This is a genomic window from Hymenobacter agri, assembly GCF_054778495.1.
Genome location: NZ_BAAGZM010000040.1, coordinates 1 through 15,356, shown reverse-complemented (window position 1 = coordinate 15,356; position 15,356 = coordinate 1). Strand labels below are relative to the sequence as shown.

General features: G+C 55.6%; 14 protein-coding genes. 6 read left to right on the top strand and 8 right to left on the bottom strand.

From position 1 onward, the window contains the following. A partial coding sequence (locus ACYVDE_RS04180) for a hypothetical protein (RefSeq protein WP_460500203.1) occupies positions 1–562 on the top strand: 562 nt, incomplete at its 5' end. Positions 563–601: 39 nt separating this feature from the next. On the opposite strand, the gene ACYVDE_RS04175 is transcribed toward ACYVDE_RS04180, so the two are convergent. After that, positions 602–1,861, bottom strand: coding sequence for an MFS transporter (locus ACYVDE_RS04175; RefSeq protein WP_460500202.1), 1,260 nt, complete (start codon positions 1,859–1,861; stop codon positions 602–604). 63 nt (positions 1,862–1,924) lie between these two features. Next, positions 1,925–3,262, bottom strand: a complete 1,338-nt coding sequence (locus ACYVDE_RS04170; RefSeq protein WP_460500201.1) for a hypothetical protein — start codon at positions 3,260–3,262, stop codon at positions 1,925–1,927. Positions 3,263–3,379: 117 nt separating this feature from the next. Between ACYVDE_RS04170 and ACYVDE_RS04165 the strand changes: the two genes are divergently transcribed. Next, positions 3,380–7,378 (top strand): NACHT domain-containing protein, encoded by a 3,999-nt coding sequence (locus ACYVDE_RS04165; RefSeq protein ID WP_460500200.1) that lies wholly within the window; start codon positions 3,380–3,382, stop codon positions 7,376–7,378. 45 nt (positions 7,379–7,423) lie between these two features. Here the strand turns inward: ACYVDE_RS04165 and ACYVDE_RS04160 are convergent, their stop codons facing one another. From ACYVDE_RS04160 to ACYVDE_RS04135, 6 genes are all read right to left on the bottom strand, one after another. Further along, positions 7,424–9,475: an ATP-binding protein gene (locus ACYVDE_RS04160; protein ID WP_460500199.1), complete on the bottom strand. Its 2,052-nt coding sequence runs from the start codon at positions 9,473–9,475 to the stop codon at positions 7,424–7,426. Positions 9,476–9,486: 11 nt separating this feature from the next. Then, positions 9,487–10,749, bottom strand: coding sequence for a CBS domain-containing protein (locus tag ACYVDE_RS04155; protein ID WP_460500198.1), 1,263 nt, complete (start codon positions 10,747–10,749; stop codon positions 9,487–9,489). 51 nt (positions 10,750–10,800) lie between these two features. Continuing rightward, positions 10,801–11,070 carry a hypothetical protein gene (locus ACYVDE_RS04150; protein ID WP_460500197.1) on the bottom strand — a complete coding sequence of 90 codons (270 nt, stop codon included), beginning with the start codon at positions 11,068–11,070 and terminating at the stop codon, positions 10,801–10,803. Between the two features lie 3 nt (positions 11,071–11,073). Further along, positions 11,074–11,550 carry a hypothetical protein gene (locus ACYVDE_RS04145; protein WP_460500196.1) on the bottom strand — a complete coding sequence of 159 codons (477 nt, stop codon included), beginning with the start codon at positions 11,548–11,550 and terminating at the stop codon, positions 11,074–11,076. 237 nt (positions 11,551–11,787) lie between these two features. Continuing rightward, a complete protein-coding gene (locus tag ACYVDE_RS04140) occupies positions 11,788–13,290 on the bottom strand; it encodes an alpha/beta hydrolase (RefSeq protein ID WP_460500195.1) in 1,503 nt (500 codons plus the stop codon). Positions 13,291–13,392: 102 nt separating this feature from the next. Next, on the bottom strand, positions 13,393–13,836 hold the full coding sequence (locus ACYVDE_RS04135) for a hypothetical protein (protein ID WP_460500194.1): 444 nt from the start codon (positions 13,834–13,836) through the stop codon (positions 13,393–13,395). Positions 13,837–14,029: 193 nt separating this feature from the next. Here ACYVDE_RS04135 and ACYVDE_RS04130 point away from each other — a divergent pair, with 193 nt between their 5' ends. From ACYVDE_RS04130 to ACYVDE_RS04115, 4 genes are all read left to right on the top strand, one after another. Then, positions 14,030–14,272 (top strand): hypothetical protein, encoded by a 243-nt coding sequence (locus ACYVDE_RS04130; protein ID WP_460500193.1) that lies wholly within the window; start codon positions 14,030–14,032, stop codon positions 14,270–14,272. Next, positions 14,272–14,634: a hypothetical protein gene (locus ACYVDE_RS04125; protein WP_460500192.1), complete on the top strand. Its 363-nt coding sequence runs from the start codon at positions 14,272–14,274 to the stop codon at positions 14,632–14,634. Before ACYVDE_RS04130 ends, ACYVDE_RS04125 begins: the two co-directional genes overlap by 1 nt. A gap of 11 nt (positions 14,635–14,645) precedes the next feature. After that, positions 14,646–15,122, top strand: a complete 477-nt coding sequence (locus ACYVDE_RS04120) for a hypothetical protein (RefSeq protein ID WP_460500191.1) — start codon at positions 14,646–14,648, stop codon at positions 15,120–15,122. A 41-nt stretch (positions 15,123–15,163) separates the two neighbouring features. Beyond that, positions 15,164–15,356, top strand: a 193-nt coding sequence (locus tag ACYVDE_RS04115; RefSeq protein WP_460500190.1) for a hypothetical protein, incomplete at its 3' end; no start/stop codon positions are given.

The window sequence follows — 15,356 nt, the reverse complement described above, 5'->3', positions numbered from 1 at the left end:
GGCGGCCGCTTCCCAAGCCCTGCCCGAGGTGGCCAGCCGCTACCCGGCCACCACGCTGGGCCTGGGCCTGGGCTGGGGTGCCCCCTACGGCTGGGGCATTGAGCTAAGCCACATGGTAACGACCCGGCTTGATGTGAACGGCGGGCTGGGCTTCACCATCACCGGGGGCAAGTTTGGCATCGGCACGCGCTACTTCTTTCATCCCGAGCGGAAGGTGTCGGCCTTTGTAGGCGGAAACCTGGTGTACAGCACGGGCCTGCGCGACGTGCGCATCACCACCAAGAGCACTTCTACCAACGGTGGCAGCACCTACTACAACACGGGCGACGACGCCCGGGTGAGCTACTTGGCCACGCCGCTGGTGCACGGGCGCGTCGGCGTGCGCTGGCAGCCCATCCGGCGGTTTGGCACGCTGGGCGCGGTGGGCTATGGCGTGGCGCTCGTCCGCGACCCGTACGAGTACACGTCGGGTAGCTACAACCCTTCGGCGCGCGACTTCGCGCGGCTGCTCTCGCCCGGCGGGGTAGAAATTTCCTACGGCATCGCCTTTGGCCTGAATTAGGCAGCGGCGGCCGGCACCCAAGCAGGCAGGGCCAGCTGGCTACACTACTTCTTCGCCCTGCGGCTCGGGGGCCGCATCGGTGGCGGGCTGGTGGCCGGTGGGCGTATCGATGGGCAGGCGCAGCAGGTAGGCCAAGGCCGCCAGCACGCACAGCAGGCTCAGGCCGTGCACGTAGGGCAGGTGGGCAGCCTGGTTGGCGAAAATCCAGCCCGCCGCCAGCGCGCCCAAGCCAATACCGGCTTCGAGGGCGATGTACATGGTGGCCACGGCCCGGCCCCGGCGCAGCTCGTCGCTCAGGTCGATGGTCCAGGCGTAGAGCGTGGGCGAGTTCAGCCCCGTGCCCAGCCCAAACACCACTGCGCCCAGCAGAAAGCCCGGTACCGAGGGCGTAAACACCAGAATGGCCAGCCCCGTGCCCAGCAGCGCCGTCGACCAGCGCAGCACCCGCACTCGCCCGTAGGTGTCCGACGACTTGCCCGCCACCAGCCGCACGGCCAGCGAGGCAATGGTGTAGCACAGGTAAAACCAGCCCTTGCTCGTGCCCGTGAGGCCCAGCAGCCGGCTCTGGTCGGGTATCACCGTAAGCACGGCCCCGAACGGAAACAAACACAGCAGCGTGCACAGTGCCGCCGGCAGCACCCGCGGCTCCAGCACCTCGCCCCAGTTCAGCTTCAGCAGCCCGAAGCGGAATTTCTCGCGCTGGGCCACCGGCAGCGTTTCGGTGAGCGTGCCCTGCACCAGCACCGAGAGCAGCGCCGCCGCGCTCGAGCAATAAAACATGGTGTTCAGCGAGAAGTGCGTGGCCACCCACGAGCCGAAGGCTGGCCCGGCGGCCATGCCCAGGCTGCCCGTCACGCCGAGCAGGCCCATGGCCTCGCCGCGGCGCTCCACGGGCACGATGTCGGCAATGAAGGCGGCCGTGCCCGTGGGCTTGAAGCCCGTGCTGAAGCCGTGCAGCAGCCGCAGCCCCAGAAAGCCCGTCACGGTAAGAGCCCAGGGGTACACGAAGCCGCACACGAAACACACCAGCGAGCCAAACACCATCACCGGAATGCGGCCCACGGTATCGGCCAGCTTGCCCGAAAACGGCCGGCTGAGCCCCGCCGTGAGCGTGAACAGCGCAATGATGAAGCCCTTGTACTCGCCCCCGCCCAGCCGGGTGAGGTGGTCGGGCAGCTCGGGCAGCAGCAGGTTGAAGCTGAGAAAAAACAGGAACGACGACAGGCACATCAGCCAGAACCCTAAAGAATAGGTGCGGGTGGCTGTGGTTTGTGATAAAGTGGGTTTAGCGACGCTCAAGGTGCTTTTTTGAATTTGATGTAATCCAGAGTAATCCAGATTACTCCTGCGTTTGCCACCCTTTTATGCCACCTTTTTGCGGGCCGTGCGGCGATACCAGTCCAGCAGCTCGGCCTCGTTGATGCCGAGGTAGTGATTAAAGCTCGACTCGGTCTGGTGGCCGGTCGTCATCATCACCTGCGAGCGCGGGACGCCCTGGGCCACCTTCAGCGTGGCGAAGGTTTTGCGGCCCAGGTGGTACTGCAGCGCGACCCGCTCGATGCCGGCCAGCGCTTGCACGTGGGGGAGGTAAAGGTACGGATAGTTGATGCGGGGCAGGCAGAGCTTGGGGTCGACCCCGGCGTAGGCGCGCAGCAACGCGGCCGGCTTGAACACGTCGTCGTCGACCAGGGGGATGATGCAGGTCACCCCCGTTTTGCTGGCTTTTACCCGCGCTACGTCGCCGTGCAGATGGGCCGGGCGCAGGGTGTCGGCATCGCCGATGCGCAGGGCCGTGTAGGTGCAGAGCAGGAACTTGTCGCGGGTCAGGCGCAGGCGCCGGTGGTGCTCCTCGGTCGTAATCATCCGGCGGATGCCGGCCGTGGGCTGCTCGGGGAAGTGCGCGCGCACGTAGGCCCACACGGCCGGGCTGTCGATGTCGATGCCGGCGATGGCGCGCACCTCGTCCTCGGTGAGCGAGTCGACGAACACCTGGTGCTCGATGGGCTTGAGCTCCTCGCGGAAGCGGCGGTACACGGGATGGCCCTCGTACACGGCCCAAATCAGAAACGCGCGCACCAGGCCCAGGTAGTGGTTGTAGGTGCCGGGGCCGCGCTGCAGCTGGCCGAGGACGAAGTTGCGGAAGCCCTCGTTGAAGCGCGCATCGAAGCTGGCGTAGGTGAGCGGCAGTGGGCTCACCTTGGCGTAGGCCGCCAGGTCGGCCGCGGCGCGGCGGTGGTTGTGCACCACCTTCTTGTTGATGAGGCGCCCGGTGCGGCGCGAGACGCGGGCGGCCACTACGGTTTCGACCCAGTGGGCCATCTCCTCGGCCACGGTGCGCGGTACCGGCGCCGGCAACTCCGGAAGTGGGGGGAGGGCATTGGGGCCGGCAGCCAGCTCGAGGTAGCGGCGCTCAATCTCGGTTTTCATCGCGGCCTTGTCCAGCGTCCGGCCGGCCATCGTGGCCGCGTGCTCAGCCGCGGTGGCCGCATCGGCGTAGCGGTCAAGAATGGTATTGACGTCGTCGAGGTAGGTGTTAGGCTTGGCCTTGGTGCGGCCGCGCTTGGCGTCCCAGTCCTTGGGCTGCACCTTCTGGCCACTGCTCAGGCGCAGGCGCTGACCTGCCCAGCAGAAGGTGAGTTGAATGCGAGCGAGGCCTTTTTTGCCGGCCCGCTCAGCGAGAAGTTGGCGGGTTACTTCCATTGGCCCGCAAAGTAAGAATCAAGGAGGTCATGATAGAATTCACGCAGCCAATGCCCGCCATTCCACCTTTTGCGCTACCTTCCCGAAACTGCTCCACTCCACATCTCTCTACTTTACATGTCAGCTTACGACTTCGAAAACCTTGACGATAAAAAATTTGAGCAACTGGCTAATGCACTCTGTGCTGAGTATGTAGCCAGAGGTACATCCATATTTGGCTCAGGTACGGATGGGGGACGTGAAGCTACTTATCAGGGGAAGATGAAGTACCCATTAGATGAGGAACCTTGGGATGGGTATCTAGTGGTGCAGTGTAAGCAGAAGGAAAGGCTGAGTGGGTCACTTAAAACTGATGCTGATTGGGCTATTGCTCAGCTCGATGCTGAAATGGATATGTACCAATCGGCAGTTGTGCCTCGAAAAAGGCCAGAGTATTTCTTGTTTATAACGAACGTCGAGCTCTCGGCTAAGCTCAACACGGGCGGGAAAGATAGATTTAAGCGTCGACTGGCCCACTGGGTGAAGGAATTGAAAATGAAAGGGGCCGACGTATGGGACCGGGATAAGCTGGGAAATTTACTTGATACGAATAGGCAGATAGCTGAAGGGTTTGGATTCCTGCACGCCGGCGATGTATTACACCGAGCGGCTGTTGCACTTGGTGCACCAACCAACATCAGGGATGCCCTGTATGTATTTCTACACAAAGAAATACGCAATGACCAGTATGTGAACTTAATGCAAGCTGGCCATACGGCTGATGAGCAGCCTCCTCTTGCTCGGGTTTTCGTCGATTTGCGCGCCACTACGATGGGCGTGAACAATAGAATGAAAGACGTTCAGGTAGTAGAGGCCGTTCAGCAAGTTTCTGACCGTCCAATTGCACCTTCGGACCTAAAACGTCAAGAAGCAGCGGAAACGGAAGGTTCCAAAGAAAATAGTGATGAGTTGCACGTAGCGTCTGCTAAGTCGCAAGCCTTATCGCCAATGCAGTTAAATCCTTCGCGATTCGTTTTTATTGGAGGACCAGGTCAAGGTAAAAGCACCTTGGCGCAGTACCTGTCCCAGCGCCACCGGGCGGCGCTGTTGCTGTCCGGACAATTCAATACATGCGAGCCAGACGTTGAAGCAATTGCGCTTGGCGTTAAGCAGACTGCTGTCAGCGCAAGCATCGGGCTGCCCTTGCACCCCAGGGTGCCGTTTCGTATTGTGTTGGAGCAGTTAGCAAGCGCGCTGGCAAATAGGGAGGTGGCTTCAGTGTTAGATTACGTAGCAGCAACTGTGCGTACAAAAAGTGGGATGCCTTTCGCTCGTCGGGATGCTGAGCAGTTACTAGCTACTACGCCCTTACTGATTGCTTTTGATGGGCTCGATGAGGTGCCCGCCGTAAGTAACCGTACGCAAGTGTTGGATGTCGTGCAGAACTTTCTGGACGAGGCACGCAATAAAGACGCTGACGTGTTGGTCATCGCTACCACCCGACCGCAAGGATTCAACGGAGAGTTTGCGCCTGATAAATACAACCACATGACGCTTCTACCCTTAACAAGGGATGAAGCGCTAGTATATGCTCGAAAACTGGTCGACGCAAAGTATGCAATGCGCCCAGAAAGACGAGAACTGGTAATGGAGCGGTTAGCAAAAGCTGCCGAGGACGACGCCATTGCCCGTCTGATGGAAAGCCCGTTGCAAGTCACTATTATGGCTGTGCTTGTTGAAATAGTTGGTAACCTGCCTCGCGAGCGGTTTATGCTATTTCAGCGATACTACGACATTATCTACCAACGGGAGCAGGAACGGGGACTCAAACTCTCGGACATTTTGGTTACTCATCGGCAGAGCATTGAGGTAATTCATGACCGTATCGGACTCAAGCTGCAGATTGAGGCGGAAACGGAAGCAGATGCTGAGAACAAGACGGTTAAACAGGGACGAATATCTAGGGATGAACTGCGCGAACTGGTGTATAATTATCTGGTGAGTGTTGGTTTTGAAGAGCCAGAAGTATCGGGCACCACCGACGAGTTCATGGCCATTACGCTCGACCGGCTGGTGTTCATGGTGCAAGCCGAACAAGACAGTTATGGGTTTGAAGTGCGCTCCCTGCAGGAATTCTCCGCAGCCCGCGCGTTAATGCGTGGGGACTATCTCACCGTAAAAGAGCGGTTACGGGCAGTTGCTACAATTCCCTATTGGCTAAATACGGTCTTGTTCGCTGTTGGTCGGGCATTTTCGCTTCAGGATGACCAGCAATGCGACATCATTGTGCAGCTATGTAATGAGCTCAACGACGATGACAACGTCCCGATTCTGTACCATACTCAGGCCGGCGCGCGCTTAGCCCTTGAGATATTGGAAGATGGGGTCGGGGAGTCCCGACCCAAATACCGTCGGATGCTGCTCGGCACCGCGCTTCAGCTGGTAAACTTACCTCATCACTTGACGGCCATCCGCTTGGTAGGACTGTATAGTAGCATGCATGATGAGCGCTACCGGATGGCCGCTCAAGCTGCTATCGGAGTGCATAATTCAGACGATAAGTTAGGCCTGTTCACAGTGCTAGTTGAGCTAGCCAAACGAAAAGATGAAGCGGAGTGGGCGAAGGAAATGTTGCACCAGTTGTGGCCGAAAAAAGCAGCAGCTGCCCGTTATCTACTAGAGCGCCTCGTCGCGCAGTTCACTTGGGAGCCTTGGCAGGTGTCAATGGTGCAGGAAGTAGCAGGGCAATCGGGAATACACTGGGTAGATACAAATTTGGTAGGGAAAACGCCTATACGTTGGATTAAATCTGCTCAAGAACTGGAACATGGCAACGAACGTAAAATTCAATTAGCGAACGAAGACAGAGATTTCTCTTTCAATTATCGGGTGCGCACATTGTCTGAAAAAGATCTGAAGCGCATTGCAAAAGCGCAGCCGGTCAATATGGACTGGTTGCCTCTTGTTGTGTGCCGGAGCTTTCTGCTTCAACCATCTGCTCAGACTCTTGCCGATGGCTTGGAAGCTTTGGCCCAACACAAGGCTTACGACCCTGGGTTTAGAGGCCACTATTACCTGCCTTGGCAGCTTGTTTGGATACTGAATGGAGTCAGTTCAACTCAAGAACTACTGGATTATGCCTCGCGCGCCCGACAAGGACAATTTGGCTCCACTGCAGAGTGGAAGGCTGCGGAAACGCGTTGGGAAAAAGAAGGGGTTACGGTAGCTGATTTTCGGGTATTCACTAACGAAGAGTGGCCATTTACTGCCGAAATCGGCCAGCGGGGAATTCAGCCGTTTAACGCCATTGCCGTAACTACTACATCTGCACCGCATAGCGTTTCAGAAGCCGACCTGCTAGAAGCATTTGCTACGACGACCACTACCCGGGCCCGACCGGTACTGGCAAACGCTTTTTTCTTTGTTAGAAGGGTTACTACCAGAAGAAGAACGGACCCAACCATGAATCTACTGACATTGCCTGTCGCCACTGTAGTGGAACTAGCTCAGTCAGCCACGCGGTCTGTTACCGCGCCGACGCTTCTGAGCTTGTTGGAAGAAGATATTGATTGGGTGAGTGCAGTCAATGAATTGGATGCCATGGGCCGGCGAATCACCTGGCTGGGCGAATGGGACTATCATTTACTGGCGGGTAGGAATATTCGTGAGCTAATTGACCGCTTCGTTTCTTTCTTGCCCGGTAAACCTATTCGGGAAGGATTACTGCGATTTATAGCCAGTGTCGGTGTTTTAGGCCGCAACAATGCTGCCATACACTCATTACCAGTCGATTTTGAGAGGTTGTCGGAGCAAGGACAGGTGGATTACGTGGCGATAGTTCTCCAAGCCGAGATTGATATACCCATTCAGGAACTGTTGCAGCTTGTGCTGCGCCTATGGAATGTCCGTGGCATTCCTGCACGATTCGCCGAAATTCCGAATTTGCTGCGGGATATGCTAGAGCAGAGAAAATATACTGCGTATCACAAACCCTTATTGGTCGAATTGCTCAAGCAGCCCGAAGTGGACCCGGATATCAAGGAACAAATCGTAGATAAATTCATTGCTGAAACACAGCTCAATGTTAGTGGGCTGGAGGAGCCAGAGACGAGGAAGCAACTAAAGATTGAGTTTTGATTTAAACCACAGCGCCCCTGCCGATACCGGTAGGGGCGCTGTGGTTTAAGCTTGACCAATGCCTAATTTATCAAAAAGCACTTGGTTTCGCTGCTTGGAATCTTTGACCAGCTTGTCAAAGGAAATAAGCTCGAAATATGCGTGAAAATTAGGATTGTACCAAAAATAGCCCTCGCCATCGCGTGACTCTGTAAATCCGCGCTCCTTGGCAAAGTTTCGAACTTTCTTAGTAAGGTCACAAATAATATAGCAGTAGAATTTGGCTCCTGTCGGATTGATAGGCCGGCCTTCAGCATCGGTCGCATCGCCGGTCTGAATGTATGCTAGGTAGCGCTGCACCTGAGCGATGGGGTCATCCTCCTTGCCGTAGTAATCGCGCATGGGGCGCTTAAACTCGATGATGGTAAAGGAGTCGTAGGGCGCGTTTTCGCGGTCTGTGTAAAGCAGATTGCGCTCAAAGCCGGCGACAATGTCGGGGCGCGGGGAGTTGCTATCGGCGATGTTCAGCGGCAGGTCGGAGTGGAGAAAGTTGTGGTAGGAGAGCCGTTCGTCAATCAGCCACAGGTTGTGGTCTTTGTATTGAATCTGGTCGGAATTACTTTCCATCGGAAAGACGATGTTGTGAATCCGCTCCTCCAACTCGTACGTGTTATCATTGCGGAGCTTCAGCACGCGCTCGAACAGCATTAGAATCATCTTTCGCTGCACCACATAGTCAGCTAAGTTGGTCTGATTGACGTCGCTAATTTGGCTCATCAACTTGTTCAAGTCCTTAGTGAACTCTTCCGTATTGGGGGCCAAGGCCTCGCTGGCATCAAGCATCCGGCCCACTTCGTGCTTGGTTTCGAGCACCAGTTCATTGCGCACCTTGTGCAATTCAATATCAAGCTTGTCTGGGCTCAAGCCAGGTCTAATCTTGTTTAGGCGTTCGGTGTAGCCAAGTAAGCTGCGGTATTGTGGTGCTTGAGTCACGACGAAATGCCGAATGTGCTCGTGCTTCTCACGGCGAATTTCTACCAGAGAATCGGCCAAGTACTCTTCGGTCTGTTGCACAACAGCTTCTTCAATTTCTTCCAGCGACAGCACAGGCTTGCCTAGCTTACCCGATGCAGTGCTTTTTTTCAGCGGCAGCATTAGGTGGGTGCGCTCCCCGTTGACGTGTTGGTCGAGGTAACTGCCACTTACCAGTACCAGAACATCAAACATTGCATTGGTAGGGCTTTCAGGTACCTGGAGCGGCTTCACCAAGTCGGGGATGAGGGCAGTGAGCGCATGGGATAGCACCACGCGCCGATTGGCACTATACAAAATAGCATGGCGCACTTTGCTTCCTTCGTTCTTGACTTTAAGTAGGGCTAATTCAAAGTCGTAGCCATTCAAGGAGATGGAGTCCGCGTCGCGGTCAAGTAGAAACTCCCGCCAGAAGCGGTTGTTGAGATTAAACTCTTGGCTGGAGCCATTGGGCCGGGTTTCCCGCAGTGTCAATTCCGGGCAGCCTTTGTCTACTAAAAAGTGGATGTGGTGCTCGATGATGGCATCGGCAATGTCCGACAGCGGGCCGCTGAAGCTGTCGGCGTACTCAGGCCGCAGGCCACGCAAGATGATGTGAGCGCCTGCCGGGCGCACATCTCCGTTAACCAATGCCACCGTCCGGTCATCTACAATAGGCGTTTTGTCGTTCAGAACGAACGAGAACGAGCGGTTGTAAAACTTCTGGTCTTTGAGGTCTTTAAACACCGAGCGCACCTCGGCGTACTCAAATACTTTGAGCCACAGGAACCGGCCGATGCCCTTGCCCCCGATGTTCTGCTTGAAGGTGGAATCAGCAGTCTGGAAGGAATTCCAGTTCTTGGCGTCAAACCCCACGCCGTTGTCGGTGATGACAATGTCGTGCACGGGGTAGAGGCCGTCAGCATCAGGCGTGGCCTGCTCGTCGCGGCGTACCTCAATCAAAATTTCGCCTTTGAGGCCAGGCACACGTTTTTGCGCCGCTTCAATGGAATGAAGCGAGTTTACAATGGCTTCGTGTAGGGCCAGCAGGCCGCTTTCCTGTGGGAGGGAGATGTTGCGCACCTTCCCCACCACGTTGCTGAGCATCTTTGGCATGGCTAAACGTCTGCTTTTGCTAAGGGGGGAGGTGGCGCTAAAGTAATCCGACTAAAAGTGACAGATGGAGTCGATGCAGCTAAGTTGACAGAAGTGACTTTCCATCCATCTCGAGACCACACTCGATTCCTGAATACATGTTGGGTCCACCACGTAATATGGTCGTGAGCAGCTCTTGGTAGTTCAATCTTTAGATTGTTTTCAATGAAAACAAGAGGAACACTGAAGTTGTCGACAGGCGCTTTGAGCGTTTTGTTTAATTCATTGAGGTATTCTGTTATCTTATTATATGGTACAAATTTAGTGGTGGGTGAATCAGCATTGGCGGTAATATTATTTTCAGCATTTACGACTGGAGCAGCTTTAGCCGTAGAAGATGCATCGTTAATAGGAGCAGTATCTTTTTGAGAAGGCTGGTGTGTTTTATACCATTCAGCGCAATAGCGCAATTTTGCGCGCTCTACAGGTGAAATGTCACCTCGGAAGTGAACCAATTTGTTTCGTATTTCCCGAACTGCATCCATCATTTCTGACCAAGCATTCTTGGGAAGATTAAAAATAGCACTCAGTTTCGGCCAAGCTTTTTGCGCAAATTGAATGTACTCTGACAGTGTTAAATCATCGAATGGTCGGTTTTTGTCAGCTACCGGAAAAAATTTGTCTATTACTGCATTTGCTTCGTCTTGAGAAAATTCCAGTTCTTTATTCTTGCAATATTCCTTTAGAGTAGCCTGGCTTCTCTTGCGTGTTTCATCAAGGGTAGTATTGAGTGTAGCAATACCATTGCTTAAATCCTCACTGTCTTCTGTTTGCGCATTGTGAACTGCACGTAAATGGGCTTTTAGTGTGCTTTCAATATCTTCAACAAGTACAATGTCTTCGGCTCGTTGTCGAAAATATTGTGTTGTATCATAGTCTGTTATAATACCAGTAAGCGTGCCTTCTGCATCGGTTATGAATACAGCAGATGCCTTAAGTAGATAATCTAGTAAATATAGTAAGTCTTCGTCTGCTCGAAAGACGGGAGCTTTGGTGAAGACATCTTTTACTTTTGGTTCTTTTACGCTGGTTCCAAGTGTAAGGAGCGCTCGAGTTATGCTGTCTGTTGTTACAATACCTTGTGGCTTGAAATCAGCATCTACTACTGGGAGCTGGCTGAAATCATGTTCAATCATTAAAGCCAACGCTTGCGTAAGCTTTGTATCGAGGGAAACTGTTACTGGTTTGCTCTGGTGTTGAACCAGGTGTTTGGCAGGAATGGGCATGAGCTGTTTAGTTAGGCCTATTATACCCCCACACAGGAGGCTTCAGTTTCTTCAGTGGCATACCCGGCACGGTTCCATGCGGGCCTGCGCGGTGCTCAGCGCAATCTTATCCACTGAGGCGTTGCAGCGGTAGAGGCCGCGGCAACTGGGCGAGGCGTGGTATTTGACGATGTTGCCGCTGGCGCAGTAGTAGGCCACGGGCACGGCCGCCTTGTGCTTGGCCGCAGTACGTTGGTGGACAGCCGGGCGGGCAGGAGTGGGGTGATGCGCCTGCGCAGGTGTGCCTAGCAGGCTGGCGAGCAGTGGTAGCAGCGCGAGCATGACTTATGCCGCTTTCTCCACATCCTGCCCCGCCCCAACCGGCCCCAGCTGCCGCACCACGCCACCGGCATGCCCCGGCTGCAACTGCTGGCGCTGCGGTGACGCGCCCAGGGCCCTCGGCTCCGGCTCGTTCATGACGTGCAGATGAATGTGCTGGTGGTGGTGATGATGGTTTTCAAGCTTGGTGCGCTGCTTGTTGCCATACCCGGTCTGATTGACAACGCCGATTTGCATCTGCATGCCGGTGACCATGCGGTCGGCACACATCCTGCCCAGTGCCGCGGCTAGGTAGTCAACCAGCGGTGACCCCAGCGCCCTCAGTAAGTCATGCAGCTCTGCTTGCGTTATGTCGCCGGTTTCGTAAATCTCTACGAGCCGCGCGCTGGGAATCTTGGTTTCGCGGCTTAAGCGCAGCACACACGTTTTAAGGAGCTTGAGCAGTTGCTTCAGCCCCAGGGGTATGGTAGATTTTCTGGGCATGCGATGGGGTAGGAGTGAAGGAAAAGGAAGCGCCCCCAAAGCCAGTACCATACAGTACAACTTTGGGGGCACTAAGTAGCAGAAAAAACTTGGGCTTCTAAGCTAGAAGTATTAGAAATCTTTATTCTAAATATTAGGAAAGTGATTCTGCGTTATTGGATTGCTTCGACCTCATTGATACGGCTTCTAATTGTCCTCACCGTTATGGTGTATTATTGATTCACCAGAGTGGCCGGATTATGCACCAATTATCCAATAAGAATGCCCGTTTTCCTGAGCTGCACGCAGACCCATTCGTTTGGCCGGAGCGGCGTTTTGGTAGAGGAGCTGGTGCATATCGGTGAGCACTTCACGTGCCTCGGCTACGTAGCCGTGGCCCAGCAGCGTGAGGTCTATGTTGGCCACTTGTACCGTGTCGATGCGTGGCGCTATGGTAACTGGGGGAGTCAGGCCAGCGCGGGCCATGCCGGTCCGGAGCATGCGGGAACCCGCTAGCGCTTTGTCTTTGCTGGAAACGTAGAGCGTGGTATGGCGTGCGGTGCGGCCATAGTACTCGGCTAAGTTTAAGAATAGTGCTTGGTCGACGTCAGGTGCGGCCAAGATAATGTGCTCGAAAAGCTTGGGCGTTTCGGCAGCCGTGCCAGTGGCAATGCGCTGCAGGGCGCGCAACAGTCCGCGGTTGCCCATGCTGTGGGCAATGACGTGTACGCGTTTTGCCCCGCTATGTTGAGCGAAATCAAGCAGATACTGCGTAATCGCAGCCTCGCTCGCTTCGATGGCGGCTTCGTCGGCTGCGTAGCCCAGCAGGTTGCCTTGCGAGGGCCAACTGAAGAAACTTACGGGACCTCTTACCTGCAGGTCATACCCTATTTGGGCCGCCCGGATGGCAGCGTCCTCGAAGGAGACGTTGTAGCCGTGGATGAACACCAGGGCGCACCGTTCGTCGGCTGGCCACTCGGCAGCGGCGGCTTGAATTTCGGTCCAGTGCGGGGTGGCGTCATGGATTAGGGTGCCGACCAAGCGCAGAGCTTCGTCGTCCTGACGAAACGTGAAGGTGAGCAGCATGCGCCTCCAAAAATTGGACTTGGTTTGGCCGATGGAGTGAGTTTTGGGGATGTGGACCAAGCATTTCCCATAAGTGGTGGTGGGGGCAGCGGTTTTGGCGAATCCCTGTAGTCGCCCTTGAGTGTCGCGGAGGTCCTGCCGATTAGTGGCGTACCAAACCCACATGGATTCGTCGTCCTGAACCTTCGTCACCTTCGGTTGGGCGGCATAGGATGCCGTTAATCTATCTTCCTCGAACGTATCCGTGTAGTGGTTTTTAAGAGCGCGTAAGTCAATTGCCGCTAATGCTACAGACGGCGGCTGGAAGCTTAAATCCCAGACCTTCACGGAAAACACAAGCGGCGACGGGTCAAAGTCGGATAAGAGTAGCGTAAAAACGTCACCTGCATTGGGTATGAGCTGCTCTTGAAAGGAGAGCGCCTCGTCCGTCGTGCACTGAATTGATAATCGGGAAAAGCTTTTAATTGATTGACTTTTAACGGGGGTTACGACTAAAAAAATACTGTCGGAATTGATTAACGGAAGCTCAAACCTTATTGAGGTGGCATCTTGGCTGTAAGAAGTTTCTATGCTAAATGACGCGGGCTTTCCTCGCTTGGGTACTCGCTCCCAAGTGCTTATTTGCACTTCTTCCTCGAAGTCAATGGTGAAACGATAAAGGGTAGTAGGTTCCATAACCAAATGCGTTGGAAATACACAGAAAACTAAGCGAGTCGGCCGTGAGGCCTAGCGAGCGCAAATAGGTGTTGAGGTAAGCAGCAGGTCTTTAAGGAAGAGCTAATTCGGCCGGTTCCTGCTACCCCGCAGCAATGTGAGCATCTCCTCCTTGGCCTCGATGAGCTGGTCCTTCATGGCCAGTTGCTGGCGGAGGAAGTCAACTTCAGCTTTGTAGGCGTCACGTTGCCTTTCGCATTCGGATAAGACGATATTAGTCTGCTCGGCCTTGCCAATGCTGCCGCCAACTATCCCGCCCTTGTTGCCTTTTATCACCTGCTTGTTAGAGCTACCGGCTTGATTAAAATTTCCGGTCTGAGTGGTACCAGTGGGTGGGCTGGACACGAATGGCTCGCCTTCACCAGTCAGTAACCAATGGGCATTTACGTTTCTAAAGTGATTAACCACTTTAGATAAATATTCTGGCTTTGGCTCTGTTTGCCTAGAGCCTATGTAGTTGTTCGTATTGCTTGAGCTATCACCAATAGCCTCACTAAAAGCCCTCACGCTAGTGGATAGGCTCTCGACTAGAAATTTTAGTCTCTGATTAATAGCTCCTTTGCTCACTTTGGATTAATCATTTTTGATTTTATCAAAAGAGATTAATCTCTTTTGAATAAGTAACCGTATGTTTGTGCGGTGTACAGTACTGAATGATTGCAAGAAAGCAATTGGCGGGTGAACTGTGCCAAACACGAACATGACTGAGCGTCAGAAATACCTGCGGCTGCTCTCCCTTGTCATCGAGGACCTGCCCAGCGATGCCGTTGATACCGCCGTGCGCGACGGCTACGAGGCCAAGACCACCATGCTCAACAACGTGCGCATCGGCCGGGTGATGAACCTGGAGCACCTGGTGGCGCTGGTGGGCTACGGCCTGCCCAAGTACCAAATTCCGGCTGAACTGCTGCCCATCCCGGCTGCCCTTCCCCTGGGCCTGTAATGGAATCGCCTGCGCCCTACGCTGCGGCCCCCAAAGGCCCTCGCAACCTCACCGTACCGCTGGCCGCCTGGTTACGCACGCAAGGCTTCACGGCCCTGGAGCAGCACCAGGGCACTACCGTGGCGGCCCACTGGATAGGCCCGCAGGGCGAGCGGTTCCAGTTCGACTACACCTGGACTGCCGGCCCGGTGCCCAGCGCCACCTGCTGGCTCGACGTGCTTTATCCGGGCCAGCGCCATTCTGAGATGCTATTCAAAGGTCAGCAGGTGCGTCGGCTCAAAGACGCTCGCCTGATGCTGACCAACAACGTGCGCTACGCCAACGCCCGGCTGCTGGCCTCGTGTCTTCCCGTTGACTCCTAAGCCCCTTTTTCATGGACAACATCCCCATCCTCACCCCTGAGCGCCAGGCGCTGCTGCAGGCCCTGGCCAAACAAGCCGCCGCCTGGTGGCGTCGGCAGCTCGAAGACCCCGGCTACCTGGGCAAGTTCCAGAACGGCGACCGCAGCCGCGCCGGCGAAATGGCCCAAATCATGGCCAGTATGGCCGCCTTGCGCAGCCCCGGTCCCGCCACGGAAACCCTCGACCGCTTCGAGCAACTCCTCACCGACACCATTCTCGGCTGGATGCAGCGCGAGCCGGTAGCAAAGTGGGAGCGCCCCCTGAGCACGGACTACGGCCCGGAGGGCCCGCTGCGCGAGGCGGCGGAGGCGGCCGGTGTGAGCGGCTTTCCCTGCAAAACCACCATGTGGGTCAAATGGGGTGCCGAGCCCGCCGCGTGCTACGTGGACGTGCGCCACGGCTACGGCGCGGCGGTGCAGCGCCTGCCCGCGCCCGCAACGGTCGCTTAAATCTGCCTTTTTCCATTCACCAACCCTTCTTTCTCACCACTATGCGCCTCAACACCGACCCGCCGGCTCCGGCCGCCCCCGCCAAGCGGCCCTGCATCCGCGACTACCACGAACTGGTCGACAAGCACATGCCCGACCAGCTCATCAAGCTCGTGCCGCTGGAGGAGCTCGAGCGCTTCGGCGACGAGCTCGTGGCCGAGCAACCGCGCTTCGCCGAGGAGGTGCCGCTGCGCA

What these genes read in the sequence shown, in the direction of transcription:
- ACYVDE_RS04145 (WP_460500196.1), bottom strand. Translation starts at nt 11,550, where the DNA reads ATGCCCAGAAAATCTACCATACCCCTGGGGCTGAAGCAACTGCTCAAG.
- ACYVDE_RS04150 (WP_460500197.1), bottom strand. Translation starts at nt 11,070, where the DNA reads ATGCTCGCGCTGCTACCACTGCTCGCCAGCCTGCTAGGCACACCTGCG.
- ACYVDE_RS04130 (WP_460500193.1), top strand. Translation starts at nt 14,030, where the DNA reads ATGACTGAGCGTCAGAAATACCTGCGGCTGCTCTCCCTTGTCATCGAG.
- ACYVDE_RS04155 (WP_460500198.1), bottom strand. Translation starts at nt 10,749, where the DNA reads ATGCCCATTCCTGCCAAACACCTGGTTCAACACCAGAGCAAACCAGTA.
- ACYVDE_RS04165 (WP_460500200.1), top strand. Translation starts at nt 3,380, where the DNA reads ATGTCAGCTTACGACTTCGAAAACCTTGACGATAAAAAATTTGAGCAA.
- ACYVDE_RS04170 (WP_460500201.1), bottom strand. Translation starts at nt 3,262, where the DNA reads ATGGAAGTAACCCGCCAACTTCTCGCTGAGCGGGCCGGCAAAAAAGGC.
- ACYVDE_RS04140 (WP_460500195.1), bottom strand. Translation starts at nt 13,290, where the DNA reads ATGGAACCTACTACCCTTTATCGTTTCACCATTGACTTCGAGGAAGAA.
- ACYVDE_RS04125 (WP_460500192.1), top strand. Translation starts at nt 14,272, where the DNA reads ATGGAATCGCCTGCGCCCTACGCTGCGGCCCCCAAAGGCCCTCGCAAC.
- ACYVDE_RS04160 (WP_460500199.1), bottom strand. Translation starts at nt 9,475, where the DNA reads ATGCTCAGCAACGTGGTGGGGAAGGTGCGCAACATCTCCCTCCCACAG.
- ACYVDE_RS04120 (WP_460500191.1), top strand. Translation starts at nt 14,646, where the DNA reads ATGGACAACATCCCCATCCTCACCCCTGAGCGCCAGGCGCTGCTGCAG.